Origin of the sequence: Hymenobacter sp., from assembly GCF_036387835.1 — a bacterium.
In the GTDB taxonomy this organism is placed as follows: Bacteria; Bacteroidota; Bacteroidia; order Cytophagales; family Hymenobacteraceae; genus Hymenobacter.
Map to the genome: position 1 here is coordinate 84,053 of NZ_DASVSY010000111.1, position 15,402 is coordinate 99,454.

The 15,402-nt window shown below is 53.9% G+C and carries 15 protein-coding genes; 8 read left to right on the plus strand and 7 right to left on the minus strand.

Features of this window, described 5'->3' with window-relative positions; translation table 11 throughout:
• The first annotated feature begins 191 nt into the window (after window positions 1-191).
• The 4 genes from VF639_RS21880 to VF639_RS21895 all read left to right on the plus strand — a co-directional run bounded on the left by VF639_RS21880 (window position 192) and on the right by VF639_RS21895 (window position 3,375).
• Window positions 192-1,349 carry a formimidoylglutamase gene (locus tag VF639_RS21880; RefSeq protein ID WP_331148078.1) on the plus strand — a complete coding sequence of 386 codons (1,158 nt, stop codon included), beginning with the start codon at window positions 192-194 and terminating at the stop codon, window positions 1,347-1,349.
• Window positions 1,350-1,545: 196 nt separating this feature from the next.
• Window positions 1,546-1,752 (plus strand): cytochrome b5 domain-containing protein, encoded by a 207-nt coding sequence (locus VF639_RS21885; protein ID WP_331148153.1) that lies wholly within the window; start codon window positions 1,546-1,548, stop codon window positions 1,750-1,752.
• A gap of 97 nt (window positions 1,753-1,849) precedes the next feature.
• Window positions 1,850-2,656 (plus strand): N-acetylmuramic acid 6-phosphate etherase, encoded by an 807-nt coding sequence (gene murQ / locus VF639_RS21890; RefSeq protein ID WP_331148079.1) that lies wholly within the window; start codon window positions 1,850-1,852, stop codon window positions 2,654-2,656.
• Between the two features lie 152 nt (window positions 2,657-2,808).
• Window positions 2,809-3,375, plus strand: coding sequence for a hypothetical protein (locus VF639_RS21895; RefSeq protein ID WP_331148080.1), 567 nt, complete (start codon window positions 2,809-2,811; stop codon window positions 3,373-3,375).
• Between the two features lie 108 nt (window positions 3,376-3,483).
• Here VF639_RS21895 and VF639_RS21900 read toward each other — a convergent pair whose 3' ends face one another.
• The 3 genes from VF639_RS21900 to era form a co-directional block, all read right to left on the minus strand.
• The gene (locus tag VF639_RS21900) at window positions 3,484-3,738 is read right to left on the minus strand and encodes a hypothetical protein (protein WP_331148081.1); all 255 of its coding nucleotides are present in this window, start codon (window positions 3,736-3,738) and stop codon (window positions 3,484-3,486) included.
• Between the two features lie 143 nt (window positions 3,739-3,881).
• On the minus strand, window positions 3,882-5,204 hold the full coding sequence (der, locus tag VF639_RS21905; RefSeq protein ID WP_331148082.1) for a ribosome biogenesis GTPase Der: 1,323 nt from the start codon (window positions 5,202-5,204) through the stop codon (window positions 3,882-3,884).
• 189 nt (window positions 5,205-5,393) lie between these two features.
• Window positions 5,394-6,290, minus strand: coding sequence for a GTPase Era (era, locus tag VF639_RS21910; RefSeq protein ID WP_331148083.1), 897 nt, complete (start codon window positions 6,288-6,290; stop codon window positions 5,394-5,396).
• 212 nt (window positions 6,291-6,502) lie between these two features.
• Between era and hemH the strand changes: the two genes are divergently transcribed.
• Window positions 6,503-7,540, plus strand: coding sequence for a ferrochelatase (gene hemH, locus VF639_RS21915; protein ID WP_331148084.1), 1,038 nt, complete (start codon window positions 6,503-6,505; stop codon window positions 7,538-7,540).
• Between the two features lie 111 nt (window positions 7,541-7,651).
• On the opposite strand, the gene VF639_RS21920 is transcribed toward hemH, so the two are convergent.
• Window positions 7,652-8,170 (minus strand): PRC-barrel domain-containing protein, encoded by a 519-nt coding sequence (locus VF639_RS21920; protein WP_331148085.1) that lies wholly within the window; start codon window positions 8,168-8,170, stop codon window positions 7,652-7,654.
• A gap of 107 nt (window positions 8,171-8,277) precedes the next feature.
• Window positions 8,278-8,907 carry a hypothetical protein gene (locus VF639_RS21925; protein ID WP_331148086.1) on the minus strand — a complete coding sequence of 210 codons (630 nt, stop codon included), beginning with the start codon at window positions 8,905-8,907 and terminating at the stop codon, window positions 8,278-8,280.
• A 118-nt stretch (window positions 8,908-9,025) separates the two neighbouring features.
• Between VF639_RS21925 and VF639_RS21930 the strand changes: the two genes are divergently transcribed.
• Together VF639_RS21930 and VF639_RS21935 are read left to right on the plus strand one after the other, a co-directional pair.
• On the plus strand, window positions 9,026-10,006 hold the full coding sequence (locus VF639_RS21930; protein WP_331148087.1) for a DUF2157 domain-containing protein: 981 nt from the start codon (window positions 9,026-9,028) through the stop codon (window positions 10,004-10,006).
• 89 nt (window positions 10,007-10,095) lie between these two features.
• On the plus strand, window positions 10,096-11,220 hold the full coding sequence (locus VF639_RS21935; protein ID WP_331148088.1) for a hypothetical protein: 1,125 nt from the start codon (window positions 10,096-10,098) through the stop codon (window positions 11,218-11,220).
• Between the two features lie 392 nt (window positions 11,221-11,612).
• Here the strand turns inward: VF639_RS21935 and VF639_RS21940 are convergent, their stop codons facing one another.
• Window positions 11,613-12,755, minus strand: a complete 1,143-nt coding sequence (locus tag VF639_RS21940) for a cysteine desulfurase family protein (protein ID WP_331148089.1) — start codon at window positions 12,753-12,755, stop codon at window positions 11,613-11,615.
• Between the two features lie 170 nt (window positions 12,756-12,925).
• On the minus strand, window positions 12,926-14,314 hold the full coding sequence (gene glmM / locus VF639_RS21945; protein WP_331148090.1) for a phosphoglucosamine mutase: 1,389 nt from the start codon (window positions 14,312-14,314) through the stop codon (window positions 12,926-12,928).
• A 166-nt stretch (window positions 14,315-14,480) separates the two neighbouring features.
• Here glmM and mazG point away from each other — a divergent pair, with 166 nt between their 5' ends.
• On the plus strand, window positions 14,481-15,320 hold the full coding sequence (mazG, locus tag VF639_RS21950; RefSeq protein WP_331148091.1) for a nucleoside triphosphate pyrophosphohydrolase: 840 nt from the start codon (window positions 14,481-14,483) through the stop codon (window positions 15,318-15,320).
• Window positions 15,321-15,402 lie beyond the last annotated feature (82 nt).

Consider the following 15,402-nt stretch of genomic DNA (forward strand, 5'->3'; position numbering starts at 1 on the left):
GGAGGTGGGTTAGGCAGGAAACGGAAGTAGCTGTTGTATCGAGTGTTTACAGGATTGATGGCTAGGAACCGCTGCCTTAAATAACTGCTTTTTTTACGTAATGCCTAGCTTACAATTCTTGTAAGTACGGTAAGTGCGGCTCGTGGCGGCATTTGATGTAGCTTTGCCGTAGTCCGCACTGTCCGCGCTCGATGAATCTGGCTATCTTTTTTGACCCGCTCTCCGAAGAGCTAGTTTCTTCTGCTTCCTCTCCTAGTATGCTGGCTGGCTACGTCGCGCCGTTTTTGGACGTATTTCCAGATTGGCGAACTGCTGATATAGCGCTTATTGGGCTGAATGAGTGGCGTGGAAGTGCCGCCGGAACGCCTCCCGCGCACGGAGCCGACGCGGTTCGTCAGCGTTTCTACCAGTTGCAAAGAGGCACGGGGGTTATCCGGCTGGCCGACCTTGGCAACCTGCGCCCCGGTCTTACCCTAGATGACACGTATCAGCGGCTGCGCGAAATAATTGCGGCGCTGCTAGAGCATGGCACCGTGCCCATTCTGCTAGGTGGCTCCCACGACCTCGACTACGGGCAGTTTCTGGCCTACGAAACGCTGGACCGCACTGTGAGCTTTGCTACTATCGACGCCCGCGTGGACATGGCGGAGCAGGTAGGCTCGCGCGCCGAAGACAGCCACTTGCGGCGCATGCTCATGCACGAGCCCAACTTCCTGTTCAGCTTCGCACAGCTAGCCCACCAGCAGTACCTGGTAGCCCCCGATGTGCTGGCGGCTTTGGAGAAGATGCATTTCGAGCGGCTGCGGCTAGGCCAGATTCGCGACGATATCCGGCAGGCGGAACCCCTGTTGCGCCACGCCGATTTTGTGAGTTTCGACATAGCCGCGCTCCGCTGGAACGATGCGCCGGGCTATTATCCGGCTAATCCTTTCGGGCTTACCAACGAGGAAGCAGCCAAGCTGGCTTGGTACGCCGGCACCAACGACCAGCTTACCTCGTTTGGGCTCTACGGCTACCGTCCCGACTACGATGTACATGGCCTGGCTGCTGCTACGCTGGCTACCATGCTCTGGTACTTCGTGGAAGGTTTCTACCACCGCTGCCCCGAACCCGATTTTCAAAGCAAGCGTTTTATTCGCTACGCCGTGGGCTTGCCCGATACGCACGAAACACCCGGCAAGCTGGTTTTCTACAAATCGAAGTTCACGGAAAAATGGTGGCTGGAAGTGGAAAGCTTAGCTAATAGTAGCGTGAAACGCATCATTCCGTGCAGCTACGAAGACTACATTCACGCAGCCCAAGGCGACATGCCCAACCGCTGGTTTCTGACCCAAGCCCTGCTTGGATGAATTTCTGGTTGCTGGTTTCTAGTTGATGATGAAACAATTAAACTTGAATTCAACCCCACAGGATACTAACATGCGCAGCGAGCCAGATGACGCATCAGTAGCGGGCTTGTCGCTCCGGCAGCCGGCAAGCGGCAGTCAGCCAGCAGAGCATCAGGTAGCCAGCAACCAACCATTAGCAACTTTCAGCCGAGCACAGCTGGCCCTGCGAAACGGCCAAGACCGTGACGAAATTTGGGTGGCATACAAAGGGCTGATTTACGATGTTACTCGTTCCCGGCTCTGGCAACGCGGCAATCACTACGAGCATTGGGCCGGCCAGGACCTAACCCGTGAGCTAGATGAAGATGCGCCGCACAATTCCAACGTATTCGACAAATTCTCCGTCATCGGACGGTTGGCTTAGTAGGAGGTGATAGGGTTGCGCTTGTCTTTTCATGGCTTTTGCAACCTCTGCCCTTGCTTTGTACTAGTTCTTCGTCCCTCACCTATCCTCTTACCCCATGAGCACTACCGAAAGCCCTTCCTACTTCGACCACCTCGAAACGCTTTCCACCCATGAGCTGCTAGCTGGCATGAATAGCGTGGATCAAACTGTGCCGCAGGCAGTAGGCAAAGTGCTACCGCAGCTAGAGGCGCTGGTAGAAGCAACAGTAGCGCGTTTAGGCAAAGGCGGACGGCTCTTTTACATTGGGGCAGGCACTAGTGGCCGGCTTGGCATTCTCGACGCGTCGGAGTGCCCGCCTACCTTTGGCGTACCGCACGGCGTGGTGGTGGGGCTTATTGCGGGCGGCGATACGGCCATTCGCAAGGCCGTGGAAAATGCCGAAGATGATGCCCAACAGGCTTGGCGCGACTTAGAGGCCTACAACATCAACGACCAAGATATAGTGGTGGGCATTGCGGCCTCGGGTCGTACTCCTTACGTTATCGGCGGCCTCGAACAAGCCCGTAAGCACGGCTTGGCTACGGGTTGCATCGTTTGCAATGCCGGCTCAGCAGTGGCCGCAGCAGCTGAGTTTCCGGTGGAGATTTTAACGGGTCCGGAGTTTGTAACCGGTAGCACACGCCTGAAGGCAGGAACGGCGCAGAAGCTGGCGCTTAATATGCTGACCACCGCCACGTTCGTCCGGCTAGGCCGGGTGAAGGGCAATAAGATGATAGATATGCAGCTCTCTAACGCCAAGCTAGTGGATCGGGGAGAGCGGATGCTCATGGAGGAGTTGAGCATCGAGCAAGAAGTGGCGGCGGAGTTGTTGCGCCAACATGGCTCGGTGCGGGCGGCCATAGCGGCACGGCAGTTGAAGTAGTATACGCTTTAGCTTACGCCCTGTGCTGCATAATGGCCGACCTGCCATGAGGAAACCCTAACGCTTTGGGTGCAGTTAGAGGAGCAAATGTCCTTTTGATTGGGCGGCTCCGGCACGGCACAAGCCGAAGCCTATGCTACATTCCAACTCTCATGCATACCATCGAACCTCACTACGCTTGGATGGAGCAGTATTCTGCTTCCGAAGACCCTCGTTCTCCGCTATTTAAAACGGAGAATAGCCTCGACAGCTACGTTAACACAATCTACGGCTACTATATTCATCCGCAGTGGGACAGCCTCGACTCGGATACACTGTTTCTGAAAATCCTGTTCGTCGACTATGAGCTAGGCATTGCCATCATCGAATTTATTGGCGAGTGGAACGACGCCATTGAAAATGACATCATGCTGCTCAAGCGCAACATCGTGGACCTGATGACGCACGAGGGCATCCGCAAATTCATTCTCATTGGCGAAAACGTGTTCAACTTCCACGGTTCCGAAGACGATTACTACGAGGAATGGTTTGAAGATGTGGAAGAAGGCTGGATAGCTGCCATCAATTTCCAGGAACACGTTATCCGGGAAATGCGCCAATACAACATCGACAACTACGTAAACTTTGGGGGCCAACTCGACGAAATGCCTTGGCGGACCTATCCGCCGCGCAAGCTGTTCGACGTAGTCGATGGCTTGTTGAAACGGCGGTTGGGGTAGATTTGAGGACAGTGAAAACCTATAGTTGAAACTAAGAGCTTGAGGCGCAAAAACAAAAAGGGGCTCCCCGTGATGGGAAGCCCCTTTCGGGTCTAAGACCAGCAGAAATTACTGAGCTGGCGTGGTAGCAGGAGCCGTAGTAGCAGGAGCGTCGGCAGCATCAGCGCCGTCTTCCATTTTGTCGGCAGTAGCATCAGCCGAGTCACGAACGGCATCAGCCTGCTCTTCCATAGCGTCAGCCTTGGCTTCGCCAGCAGCTTCGGTATTCTCGGCAGCACCTTCGGTAGCGTTTTCAGTCTTGCTGTCGCAAGAAGTGAAAGTGAACGAGGCAGCAGCTAGAGCGAGGAACAATACTTTTTTCATGGTAGGGTTGTTTGGAGAGATGAAAGTCGATTTAAGAAGCGTAACTCAATGGTTTCTCCTAAGAGCCACGACGAATTACGAGACTTTATACACGAGCTTTCAATAGGTAACCCGACAAGTGAAAAGAATTTATTCCTACGCTTCTACTTCTTCCGGAAAATGATGCCGATGGGTACGCCGGTGAAGTTGAAATGCTCCCGTAGGCGATTTTCCAGGTAGCGGGTGTAGCTCTCGCGCACGTACTGCGGCAGGTTGCAGAAGAAGGCAAACACCGGGTTGTGCGTGGGCAGCTGCGTGACGTACTTGATGCGCACCATCTTGCCTTTGGTTGCCGGCGGCGGATAATTCTCGATTTCCTTCAGCATCACTTCATTGAGCTGCGAAGTCGGGATTTTACGACGCTTGTTCTCGTACACATCAATAGCCGTTTCAATGGCTTTATGCACGCGCTGCTTGGTGAGCACCGAAGTGAAAATGATGGGCGGATAGGCAATAGGCGCAATCTTCTCGTAGATCTTCTCTTCGAACTCCTTAGCCGTGTTCGTTTCCTTGTTTTCAATCAAGTCCCACTTGTTCACCAGAATCACGATGCCTTTGCGGTTCTTGTCGGCCAAACCGATGATGTTCACGTCCTGCGCTTCGATGCCACGGGTGGCGTCAAGCATCACTACGCATATATCGGCTTCTTCCAGCGCCCGGATGGAGCGCAGCACCGAGTAAAACTCCACGTCCTCGTGTACCTTGGTTTTGCGCCGCAGACCTGCAGTGTCTACCAGGATAAACTCGTTGCCAAAGGCGTTGTAGCGAGCCTGAATAGAGTCGCGGGTGGTGCCCGCAATGTCCGTCACGATGCTCCGCTCGGTGCCGAGCAGCAGGTTCACGAAGCTGGACTTACCCACATTGGGGCGGCCTACTACCGCAATTTTCGGAATGCCGAGGTCGGGGTCTTCTACCCCTTCTTCCTGGAAGTGGCTCACCACAGCATCCAGCAAATCACCGGTACCAGAACCATTGGCGGAGGAAACCGGAAATATTTCGCCATCGCCTACCCCTAAGGCATAGAACTCACCGGAAGAGTGGATGCGGGAGTTGGTATCGGCTTTGTTAGCGACAATGTAGATCGGCTTTTTGCCTTGATAGCGCCGTAGCACGCTGGCAAATTCCTCGTCGAGGCCGTGCACCCCGGCCATGGCATCTACCATGAACAGCACCACATCGGCCTCGTCAATAGCCAGCTTTACTTGCTTGTTGATTTCACCTTCGAAGATGTCGTCGGAGTTGTGCACGTAACCACCCGTATCGATAACGGTGTAGTACTTACCAATCCATTCACCGTAGCCGTAGTGCCGGTCGCGGGTAACACCGCTTTCGTCGTCCATGATAGCCTTGCGCTGGCCGACGAGGCGGTTAAAGAGCGTGGATTTGCCCACGTTAGGGCGTCCCACAATAGCAATTGTGTTTTTCATTGGGTCTGACTCCAGCCGCCGGCCCGACCATGTTCGGCAGTGCCCGGAGTAGTTAAGTTGAAGAAGGTCAGAAGTGGTGAGATTGTGAAGTTATGAAATAGTGAGTTCAACGTTCTACTTAGGCAAAATGCGCGGACCCGCGCGGTTAGAACGTTGAATTCACCATCTCACAACTTCACAATTTCACCTTTATTGGTAGCCGAAGCGGCTTAGGGCTTTGGGGTCGGTGCGCCAGTTCTCATCCACTTTCACGTAGATTTCCAGGAACACTTTTTTCTGGAAAAACTTTTCCATTTCTTCTCGGGCCCAGGTGCCGACTTTTTTCAAAGCCGCCCCTTTCTGGCCGATGATAATGCCTTTCTGGCTGGCGCGCTCCACATAAATGACGGAGCGCATCCGGATAATGTCTTCTTCTTCTTTAAACTCTTCGATGCCGACTTCGCAGCTGTAGGGCACCTCTTTTTTGTAGAGCTTAAAGATTTTCTCGCGAATCATCTCGGCAGCGAAAAACCGTTCGGGTTTATCGGTCAGCTCGTCTTTAGGATAATACGGAGGGTGCACTGGTAGATAACCAAGAATCAGATCCAACAATTCACCGGTGCCAAACTTTTCCAGGGCCGAAATAGGCAGTACCCGCGTGGCATTAGGCAGCTGTTGCTGCCAGTATTCCACCTTAGCTTCCACCTCGGCCTGGTCGGCTTGGTCGATTTTGTTGACGAGGAGCAGGATGGGCGTGTTCTCCATCTTGCGCAGCCGCTCCACCACGGGCTCTTCGTCGTGCTTCTCGTAGATATCCGTCACAAACAGAACAACATCAGCATCTTCCAGCGACGAATACACGAACGACATCATGGCATTGTGCAGCTCGTATTTAGGCTGGATGATGCCTGGCGTATCGGAATACACCAACTGAAAGTTTTCCCCGTTGAGGATGCCTAGGATGCGGTGGCGCGTTGTTTGGGCTTTGCTTGTGACAATGCTGAGCCGCTCGCCCATTAGGGCGTTCATGAGCGTCGACTTGCCAACGTTGGGCTTGCCGATAATGCTCACAAAGCCAGCGCGGTGCGGAGTAGGTTCGGTATTCACTTCAGAATCTGGAAATTGGCCTGCAAAGGTACGGTTATTCTTAGCCGTTAGCTATTGGGGGTTAGCTATTCGCTTTTTTTGCAAGTGAATTCGAGCCAAAAAGCCTTCTTTTTGGTTTAACGCATAGTTACCACCAATCAGCCTACGGCTAGCGGCTGTCTGTCTTGCAAAAGTCTGACCGCTAGCGGCCAACCGCTAACAGCTACTATAAAATGCCCGCTCCCTCCAAAGGCCGCATTGGCGTCCTGCTTGTTAACCTCGGTACCCCCGACTCGCCGCAAACCGGTGATGTACGGCGTTACCTCAACGAATTTCTGACCGATGGCCGCGTAGTTGATATGCCGGCGGCTATCCGTTACCCGCTCTTTCAGGGCCTGGTAGTGCCCTTGCGGGCCCCCAAGTCGGCCAAGATTTATCAACAACTCTGGACCGACCGGGGCTCCCCCCTGCTCTTCCACGGCCTCGACTTACAGAAGCTGGTGCAAGAGCAACTCGGCTCCGACTACTTAGTAGCCTTTGGGATGCGCTATCAGAACCCAAGCATAGAGAAGGCCCTGAATGAGTTGCGCGAGGCGGCCGTGGAGCGCATTATTGTGCTACCGCTGTTTCCGCAGTACGCGGCAGCCAGCACGGGTTCGGTGCAGGAGAAGGTGATGGAGTTGGTAAGCAAGTGGTGGGTGGTACCGAGCATTTCCTTTATCAGCACCTTCGCCAACGACCCCGGTTTTATTGCCACCATTGTGGACCTAGGCAAGCAGGAAATGGCCAAGCACGACTACGACCACATCGTGTTCAGCTACCACGGCATTCCGGAGCGCCACGTGCTGAAGGGCAGCCACAACGGCTATTGCAAGCTGGGCAACTGCTGCAACAGCTACAACAAAAACAACCGCTACTGCTACCGGGCACAGTGCTTCGAAACCTCCCGCCTCGTAGCGCAAGGCTTAGGCATCACGCCCGAACAATACACGGTTTCGTTCCAGAGCCGCCTGCAAAGCCGCCTGCGCGACCCATGGCTCCAGCCCTATACCGATGAAGTCCTGAAACCCTTCCCGGCCAAAGGCATCAAGAATGTGCTGGCCTTCAGCCCCGCCTTCGTAGCCGATTGCCTGGAGACTACTATCGAAGTAGGCGAAGAATTTAAAGAGCTATTCGAAGAAGCCGGTGGGGAACACTGGCAGCTAGTACCTTCCCTCAACACCCACCCCACCTGGGTACAAGCCGTGGTGGACATGATTCACCGGAATTAAGTGGTGAAGTTGTGAGATGGTGAAATGGTGAGGCTGTAGTACCACTATCGTTGCTGCCCCCATACGGATGGGTCGTTCAACGATAGTGGTACTACAGCCTCACCATTTCACCTATTCCTGCCGGTCGCGGCGGCGGAAGCTGTCTAGGAGTTTGGGGGAGCGACGGTTCTGGTAGAAGCTTTGCTCGTTGAAGGATGGCTGCTCGTAGAAGGTGGTGCTGTTGTGTTCGGGCAGCGGCAGCTTCAACGCGCGGAGCATGGCCTCTTCGTACTCACGGGAAATATGGAATTCCTCGTAGGGTGGATAATCGAGCACCGATTCTAGGGTAAGGGAAGGCACAAAGACATTGTCGCTTTCCTCATCTAACGCTGCTACGCCAACCGGAATTAGGATGTGGCGCTCGTGCTCGTTGATTTGGAGGCTGGCGTCCAGCTCCACATCGAGGTAACGAACTTTCAGTGCAACTTCTTCTACAATAAGCTCGGCTACGTCGCCGAATTTCTTACCGTCGCCGCCCCGGACAGACCAGCCACGCACGTCGGGGCTGCCGTTGGCTACCTCAAACTCAGTTAGGTCGCGCAGGCGGCGTAGGTGCATGCCCTGGGCGGAAGGAATAGGAGTAGGTTCCACAGAATTGACAGTTGAGAAGCTGAAAAGAGGAATACACAGGTCAACCATTCAAACTTGCTGTTATTCCTCAAGCCGCTTAATGCGCGGAATGTCGGAATAACAATGGGCTATTTGCTGGGCTCGTTTAGCGTACGCACTACTTCTGTGGCTCGGCCAAAAAACTCGCGCAATTGCTGCTGGTCTTCCGGCGTGTTGCTGTGGCCAGACAGTTGGTTGGCTCGGTCCAGTAAGTCGCCTACGGCAGGTTCCAGCGTAGGATACGCTTTTTGCTGCATGGCTTGCATAAGGCCCGTGGCCGCAACGAAGCCGGGGCGCAAGCTGGCTGTGGAGTCGTCGAGGCGGGCGGTAGCGCTGGTTAGCACGTCGCGCTTTTCGCCTACGGCGGCGTCGCGCAGGTCGGCGCGGTCGGCCAAATCTACTAGGACGCCGCTTAGCACGCGGAGGCCATTGCGGGCGTAGTTGGGGCCAGTGGGGTCGCGCTGGGCAGCAGCGGCCAGGTCTTCGGGCGTAGCAGTGGGAGTTTCCAGCATCATGCTATCGGCCGCAGAAAGACCAGCGGCCGGTGCCGCAGTTCCGGTAGCCGGCGTGGTTGGCTCGGGGGGCACGGCAGGGATTTGCTCATTGGCATCAGTGCGCAACAGGTACCAGGCTAGGCCACCTAGTACCACCAGCGCCAGCAGAACGAGCAGCCAGGGGCTGGGAGAAGACTTTTTACGCTGAATATTGATATCGGCCATATATCCTGGTTCTATGAATCCGGCTGCTGATAGTGCAGCCGGGGCAGTGGCATATTACGCATTCCAGCGAAGTTGGTATGTTTCCTTTTATATTAACGCTCCTATATACTATCGGCTTATGTTCCCCGACCAGTTTCTCAACGAATTGCAAACCCAAGGCCTGGTCATGCCTGAGCAAGCCGCGCTTATCCGCCGAGACGAGCAGACGCGCCCGTTCTCCGTGCACTACGAGGTGCGCACCTTGCTGTACCTGGGCATCGTGTTGCTGACCGGAGGCCTGGGCGTGCTGCTTTACCAGCACATCGACGAAATTGGGCATGGGGTGGTAGTGGCCGGCATGACGTTGCTGACAGCGGTGTGTTTCGGCTACGTGGCCCGTTACCGCACGGCCTTCACCTGGGGCGAGGTACCACGCGCCGGCTTTGTGCCCGACTATGTGCTGCTGCTCGGCTGCCTGCTATTTCTGAGCCTGGAAGGCTACGTGCAGTATCAATACGGCATTTTCGGTACCCGCTACGGGCTGGCGGTTTTTCTGCCGGCCGTACTGTTTTTTTGGTTGGCTTACCTTTTCGACCACCGGGGCGTGCTTACCATGGGCATTACGGCCCTGGCCTCTTGGGTGGGCGTATCGGTGGCGCCACTGTCGGCTTTTACCGACAATAATTTTCGCAGCCTAAGCGGCGCGGCAGTAGGCTTGGGGCTCGCGCTGGCATGCGCAGGACTACTATCGGAATACAAGAACTGGAAACGGCACTTCGGCTTCACTTACCTCTCCCTGGGCAGTAACCTGGCGCTGTTGGCTGCTACTTTCTTGCTGGTTGACGGTTATTCGGAAACGTGGCTTTCTCCTCTTGTTGCCGCCGTTCTGATTTTGGTGCTGTGCGGCTTTCTGGCTTGGTATGCTCGGCGCACCCGCTCCTACCTTTTCATATTGATGGGTGCCCTGTACAGCTACATCGTCCTCACCTATCTGTTTATCCGGCTTATTGATCATAGCACTTCAGATGCAGTATCCCTGATCATGTTGTATTTCTTGCTCTCGTGTTTCGGAGTGCTCGTGTTCTTCGTGAATATCAAGAAAATCTTGCGTATCAATTAATGAACTGGAAAGCCTATAACCCTATTTGGGCGCATCACGAGGCCATACGCGCAACGGCTACTCGGTGGCAGAAGCGAGGATTGCTTTCCATGGCGCAACTTTCGGCCATACAAGCCGCTCACCCTCTTGACTATTACCGGCCCACCATATTTTTGCGCATCACCTTATTCATCTTCACTAGCATCGGGCTGTTGGCGGGCTCTGGTTTTGCCGCCTTGGTTTTTTCCGGAGGCTTTTCTTCCGGTGTCTCAGAGGAAACGCTATTGCTTACTACAGGAGTGCTAAGCATCATCGGGAGCTTGATAGCACTGGAATTTGCCATCAAAGAGTCTCGCCTCTGCCATTCGGGTATCGATAACGCGCTGCTCTACTACCTGCTTGGCTGGATTGTGTTCCTGTTGGTTTACCTCACCCACAAAACTGCCACTAGTGGACTTTATGAAGGCAACACATCTACCAGCTCTTACACCATAACAACCCTGTTGCTCGTGCTGCCTGTGCTCCTAGCCGCCACGGTCCGCTATGCCGACCGGTTGGTGGCGGCAGCGGCTTATGCCACTTCCCTGCTACTGCTAGCAAGCGTCTTGCTTGAGTTTCCCATTGGCCGCCTCATTCTACCGTTTGCCGTGATGCTAGCCTCCGTAGCAGCTTATTTCCTAGGCAAGAAGCTTAGCCTTCGCCCTGATCACCTGTACTACAAGCCCTGCCTCCAGGTGCTGAAAGTGCTGTCGTTGCTGACTTTCTACCTAGGCGGCAACTACCTCGTGGTGCGCGAAGGCAACGCTCTGCTAAGTGATGCCCTTGTGTCGGCGCAAATACCTTTTGCGTGGCTGTTCTACTTTTTTACGGCTGGCATTCCAGTAGCCTACATAATAGTCGGATTACGCCGGCACGACCGGGTTTGGCTGCTGGTCGGGCTGTTGATAGTGGTCTTCTCACTTTACACCCTGCGGCACTACCGCTCCGTACTGCCGCCCGAAATAGCAGCTACATTGGCGGGCGCAGTGCTTATTGTGGCCATGCTGTGGGTAACACGCTATTTGCGCCAGCCTCGCCACGGCCTCACCGCCACTGCCGACGATGAGGACCAACCCAAATTCAACCTTGAATCTCTTATTATTGCCGAAACAGCCACTGTGCCGCAGCCAGCAGCAGTGGGCTTCGAGTTTGGCGGGGGTAGCTCCGGCGGCGGCGGGGCCGATGGTAGCTACTGAGTTCGTTTTTCGTGGTTAATGGCCTCAAGCGCCAAACCAAAATTGAAATAACTGTTATTGCGCTCCGTCAGCTGAGAGGCTAAAAAGGCCATTTCTACAGCAGCAAAAACTCTTCTGAAGCGTGTGAAGGAGCCATACTACAGCCGGGCCTACCAGAGGTAACGCGGGAAGTTATACTTCGCGAGGTGCGTGCTGACGCCTACTCAAACGGCGTAGCCAGTCGTTCAACACGTCGCGAAGTGCAACTTAGAGTTGCCTCTTGGCTGCTCATGGCATCAGCGGCCCGCTCAGTAAAGCCGCTTGCTGAAGTGCAAAAGATGTACTATGCACAGCAATGCAACAATAAATTCACTGCCCGCGCAATCAAGAACGAAACGCACCCGCCTAGCTCTTTATGCAGGCACCTTGCGGTACATCTTCGCTAGCTGCTCTACGGCGTAATCAACTTCTTCGGTAGTGTTGTACTTGCTCATCGAGAAGCGAATAGCGCCCCGGTTAGGGTCGCAGCCCAAAGCCGTCAGCACGTGAGAGCCAGCGTTGGCCCCGCTGGTACACGCCGAACCACCCGACACCGACACGCGGTTGATATCCAAGTTGAAGAGCAGCATTTCATTTAAGTCGGAAGGCGGCAAGCTCACGTTCAGCACCGTGTAGAGGCTTTGATTGGCTTCGGCCGATGTACCATTGAATTCTATCCCGTCGATTTCGTTGCGCAACTTCGTGATGAATCGGTCTTTTAAGCCTTGAATATGCTGCCGATGCTCGGCCATGCCGTGGTAAGCAATTTCCAACGCCTTGGCCAGTCCCACAATGCCGTATACGTTTTCGGTGCCCGCCCGCTGATTCCGCTCCTGCGAGCCCCCATGAATTAGGGCGTCTATCAGCAACCCCGAGCGGCGGTAAAGGAAACCAACTCCTTTCGGTCCATGAAATTTGTGCGCTGAACCCACCAGGAAGTGGTTTTTCAGCTTCTGCACGTCATGCCGGTAATGCCCCATGGTCTGCACCGTGTCCGTATGAAACACAGCGTCATGCCGGGCACAGATTTCCCCAATAGCCTCAATGTCGTTCAGATTGCCAATTTCATTGTTGGCATGCATCAAGCTTACAAACGTGCGCGGATGGGTGGCCAATAACTCGTCCAAGTGCTCTAAATCGAAGCGCCCCTGCTCGTCGTGACGCACGTAGCTAAGTTGAATGTCGCCAGACTTCTCTAAAGCCTGCAAGGCGTGTAGCACCGCGTGATGCTCTAGCAGCGACGTAATGGCGTGCTTGAGCCCAAGTGCCCGGACGCTGCCAAAAGCCGCGTAATTATCCGCCTCCGTTCCTCCCGATGTGAAGCTGATTTCCGCGGGAGCCGCATTGATGAGGTGCGCAATGGTCTTCCGGGCATTTTCAATGGCGGCGCGCACCTGTCGTCCGTGGCCGTGAATGCTGCTCGGATTACCGAAATGCTCCCGCATAAAGGGCAACATAGCATCCAGCACTTCAGAGTCCAGGGGGGTAGTGGCGGCGTTATCGAAATACACGGTCATGCGGCGCAATAGCTTAATGGGGAATGGGTACTGCCTGCAAAAATAAAGGATTCCGGCGGGGTAGCCGGAATCCTAGCACAAAGTAAAAACCTATTAAATCTCTTTTTTGCTATTCAAGCAATGCCATAGCCTACTTGGTTGCGAATACTTGAAGGAAAACCTGTTTTACCCTAGTGATTGATAATTTCTTTTATGTCAGCAATGATCTTATTTGCTAAATGATCAGCAGTAGCATTGGACTCTGACTCGGCATAAATCCGAATAATGGGTTCCGTATTGGATTTGCGCAGATGCACCCATTCCTTGTCAAACTCAATTTTCACGCCGTCAATCGTATTAACAGGCTGCTTGGCATAACGCTTCTCCATCAGCTTCAGCACCTTATCGGTGTTAATTTCCGGCGTCAGCTCGATCTTGTTTTTCGAGATGTAGTAATTAGGATAGCTGGCTCGTAAGCGCGTCATCGTGAGGCCACTTTTCGCCAGATGACTTAGAAACAGTGCTATACCAACCAGGGAGTCGCGGCCGTAGTGCAGCTCCGGATAGATAATGCCGCCGTTTCCTTCGCCACCAATGATGGCGTTGGTTTCCTTCATTTTGGTTACCACGTTCACCTCTCCTACCGCAGCGGCAGCATAGCTACCACCGTGTTTCTCGGTTACGTCGCGCAGGGCGCGGGTGCTGCTGAGGTTGCTTACGGTGTTGCCCCCCCCGTTCTGTTGCAGCACGTAGTCAGCTACGGCCACCAAGGTGTACTCTTCACCGAACATGCTACCATCCTCGTTTACCAGTGCTAGTCGGTCAACGTCGGGGTCTACTACGATACCAAGGTCAAATGAGCCCTTTTCCAACTTTTTGGCTATTTCACGCAGGTTTTCGGGCAGTGGCTCGGGGTTGTGCGCAAAGTCGCCGGTGGGTTCGCAGAACAGCTTTTCAATGGTTTCCACGCCTAACGCATTCAGCAGCATAGGCACAGCAAAACCACCAGTCGAATTTACAGCGTCAACTACCACCCGAAAGTTCTTGGCTTTAATGGCTTCGGCATCAACCAGCGGCAGTCGCAAGATGGCATCAATGTGCTCCTGCAAAAACGTTTCGTCGATGCTGTACTGGCCGAGCTTCATAACAGGGGCAAACGTGAAGGCTTCGGTGTCGCCAAGCGCCAGCACCCGCTGCCCGTCGGCATCGGAAATAAATTCGCCCGAACTATCAAGCAACTTGAGTGCGTTCCACTGCTTTGGATTGTGCGAGGCCGTTAGAATAATGCCTCCACCGGCTCTTTTAGCGGGCACAGCCATTTCTACGGTAGGCGTTGTGCTCAGGCCCAAGTCGATTACATTGATGCCTAGTCCTTGTAGCGTGGCCGCTACCAGCTTACTTACCATTTCACCAGAAATACGGGCGTCGCGCCCAATAACGATGGTGTTGTTCTGCGTTTTATCGAGTACCCACGTCCCAAAGGCCGCCGTATATTTCACTATATCGAGCGGAGTAAGGCCCTCACCAGCAGCTCCGCCGATAGTACCTCGAATACCAGAAATTGATTTTATGAGTGCCACAGGCTGATTCTTTAAATAGGTCCGCAAAAGTAGAGAAACGCCCCTGGTTTCGCTACAGTGGAGCTAATAAGCCCAACTGCAGAAGACGCAAATGTACTGCCTCAGCCGTGAACAGAGCCGTTAGAACAGGTAGCACAGTGCGCCCCACGCTTGTATCTTTGACTGTATGGAATATAACTCGCCCGACCGCCGACCAGCTCAGTTAGCTGCTTTCGGCCGCCTACTTGACGTACTCGAGCGCCTACGCGTCGAGTGCCCCTGGGACCGGAAGCAAACCCTGCAAAGCCTACGCCACCTCACTATCGAGGAAACGTACGAGCTAAGCGACGCCATTATCCGCCACGACTTGAACGACGTAAAGAAGGAACTCGGCGACGTTTTTTTGCACTTGTTGTTTTATGCGAAGATTGCGTCGGAAACGGGGCATTTCGATGTGGCAGACGTTCTGAACGCGCAGTGCGAAAAGCTTATTTTTCGTCATCCGCACATCTACGGCGACACCCAAGCTGAAACCGAAGAAGATGTCAAACGCAACTGGGAGCAATTAAAACTCAAAGAAAAAGGCAACACGTCAGTACTTGGCGGCGTACCTACTTCACTGCCCGCCCTTGTGAAAGCCATGCGCATTCAGGAGAAAGCTCGCGGTGCAGGATTTGATTGGGAAAAATCCGATCAGGTTTGGAACAAGGTGCAAGAAGAACTGGGGGAATTTGAAGCTGAATTCGCTCATACCGATCCAGCTTCAATCGATCAGGAGCGGGCAACCGCTGAATTTGGCGACCTATTATTTTCGCTCATCAACTTTGCCCGTCATGCCGGCATCAACCCCGAAGAAGCTCTCGAACGCACCAATCGAAAGTTTATTTCTCGCTTCCAATACCTTGAGTCAGAGGCTGCCCGCGACGGGCATAAGCTTCAGGACCTAAGTTTAGCCCAGATGGATATATATTGGGAGCAGGCAAAAAAATCTAACTTGCTTTCTACTTCCACGACAAATAAAAAGTAGCTTTTTTTAAGTCTTGATTGGTTTTAGAGCGTTTAAACCGTGATTTCATTTGGCGGCACTCAGGTTTTTACTTAGGTTTGCC

What these genes read in the sequence shown, in the direction of transcription:
- VF639_RS21880 (WP_331148078.1), top strand. Translation starts at nt 192, where the DNA reads ATGAATCTGGCTATCTTTTTTGACCCGCTCTCCGAAGAGCTAGTTTCT.
- murQ (WP_331148079.1), top strand. Translation starts at nt 1,850, where the DNA reads ATGAGCACTACCGAAAGCCCTTCCTACTTCGACCACCTCGAAACGCTT.
- VF639_RS21895 (WP_331148080.1), top strand. Translation starts at nt 2,809, where the DNA reads ATGCATACCATCGAACCTCACTACGCTTGGATGGAGCAGTATTCTGCT.
- VF639_RS21900 (WP_331148081.1), bottom strand. Translation starts at nt 3,738, where the DNA reads ATGAAAAAAGTATTGTTCCTCGCTCTAGCTGCTGCCTCGTTCACTTTC.
- der (WP_331148082.1), bottom strand. Translation starts at nt 5,204, where the DNA reads ATGAAAAACACAATTGCTATTGTGGGACGCCCTAACGTGGGCAAATCC.
- hemH (WP_331148084.1), top strand. Translation starts at nt 6,503, where the DNA reads ATGCCCGCTCCCTCCAAAGGCCGCATTGGCGTCCTGCTTGTTAACCTC.
- VF639_RS21925 (WP_331148086.1), bottom strand. Translation starts at nt 8,907, where the DNA reads ATGGCCGATATCAATATTCAGCGTAAAAAGTCTTCTCCCAGCCCCTGG.
- VF639_RS21930 (WP_331148087.1), top strand. Translation starts at nt 9,026, where the DNA reads ATGTTCCCCGACCAGTTTCTCAACGAATTGCAAACCCAAGGCCTGGTC.
- VF639_RS21935 (WP_331148088.1), top strand. Translation starts at nt 10,096, where the DNA reads ATGGCGCAACTTTCGGCCATACAAGCCGCTCACCCTCTTGACTATTAC.
- VF639_RS21940 (WP_331148089.1), bottom strand. Translation starts at nt 12,755, where the DNA reads ATGACCGTGTATTTCGATAACGCCGCCACTACCCCCCTGGACTCTGAA.
- mazG (WP_331148091.1), top strand. Translation starts at nt 14,481, where the DNA reads ATGGAATATAACTCGCCCGACCGCCGACCAGCTCAGTTAGCTGCTTTC.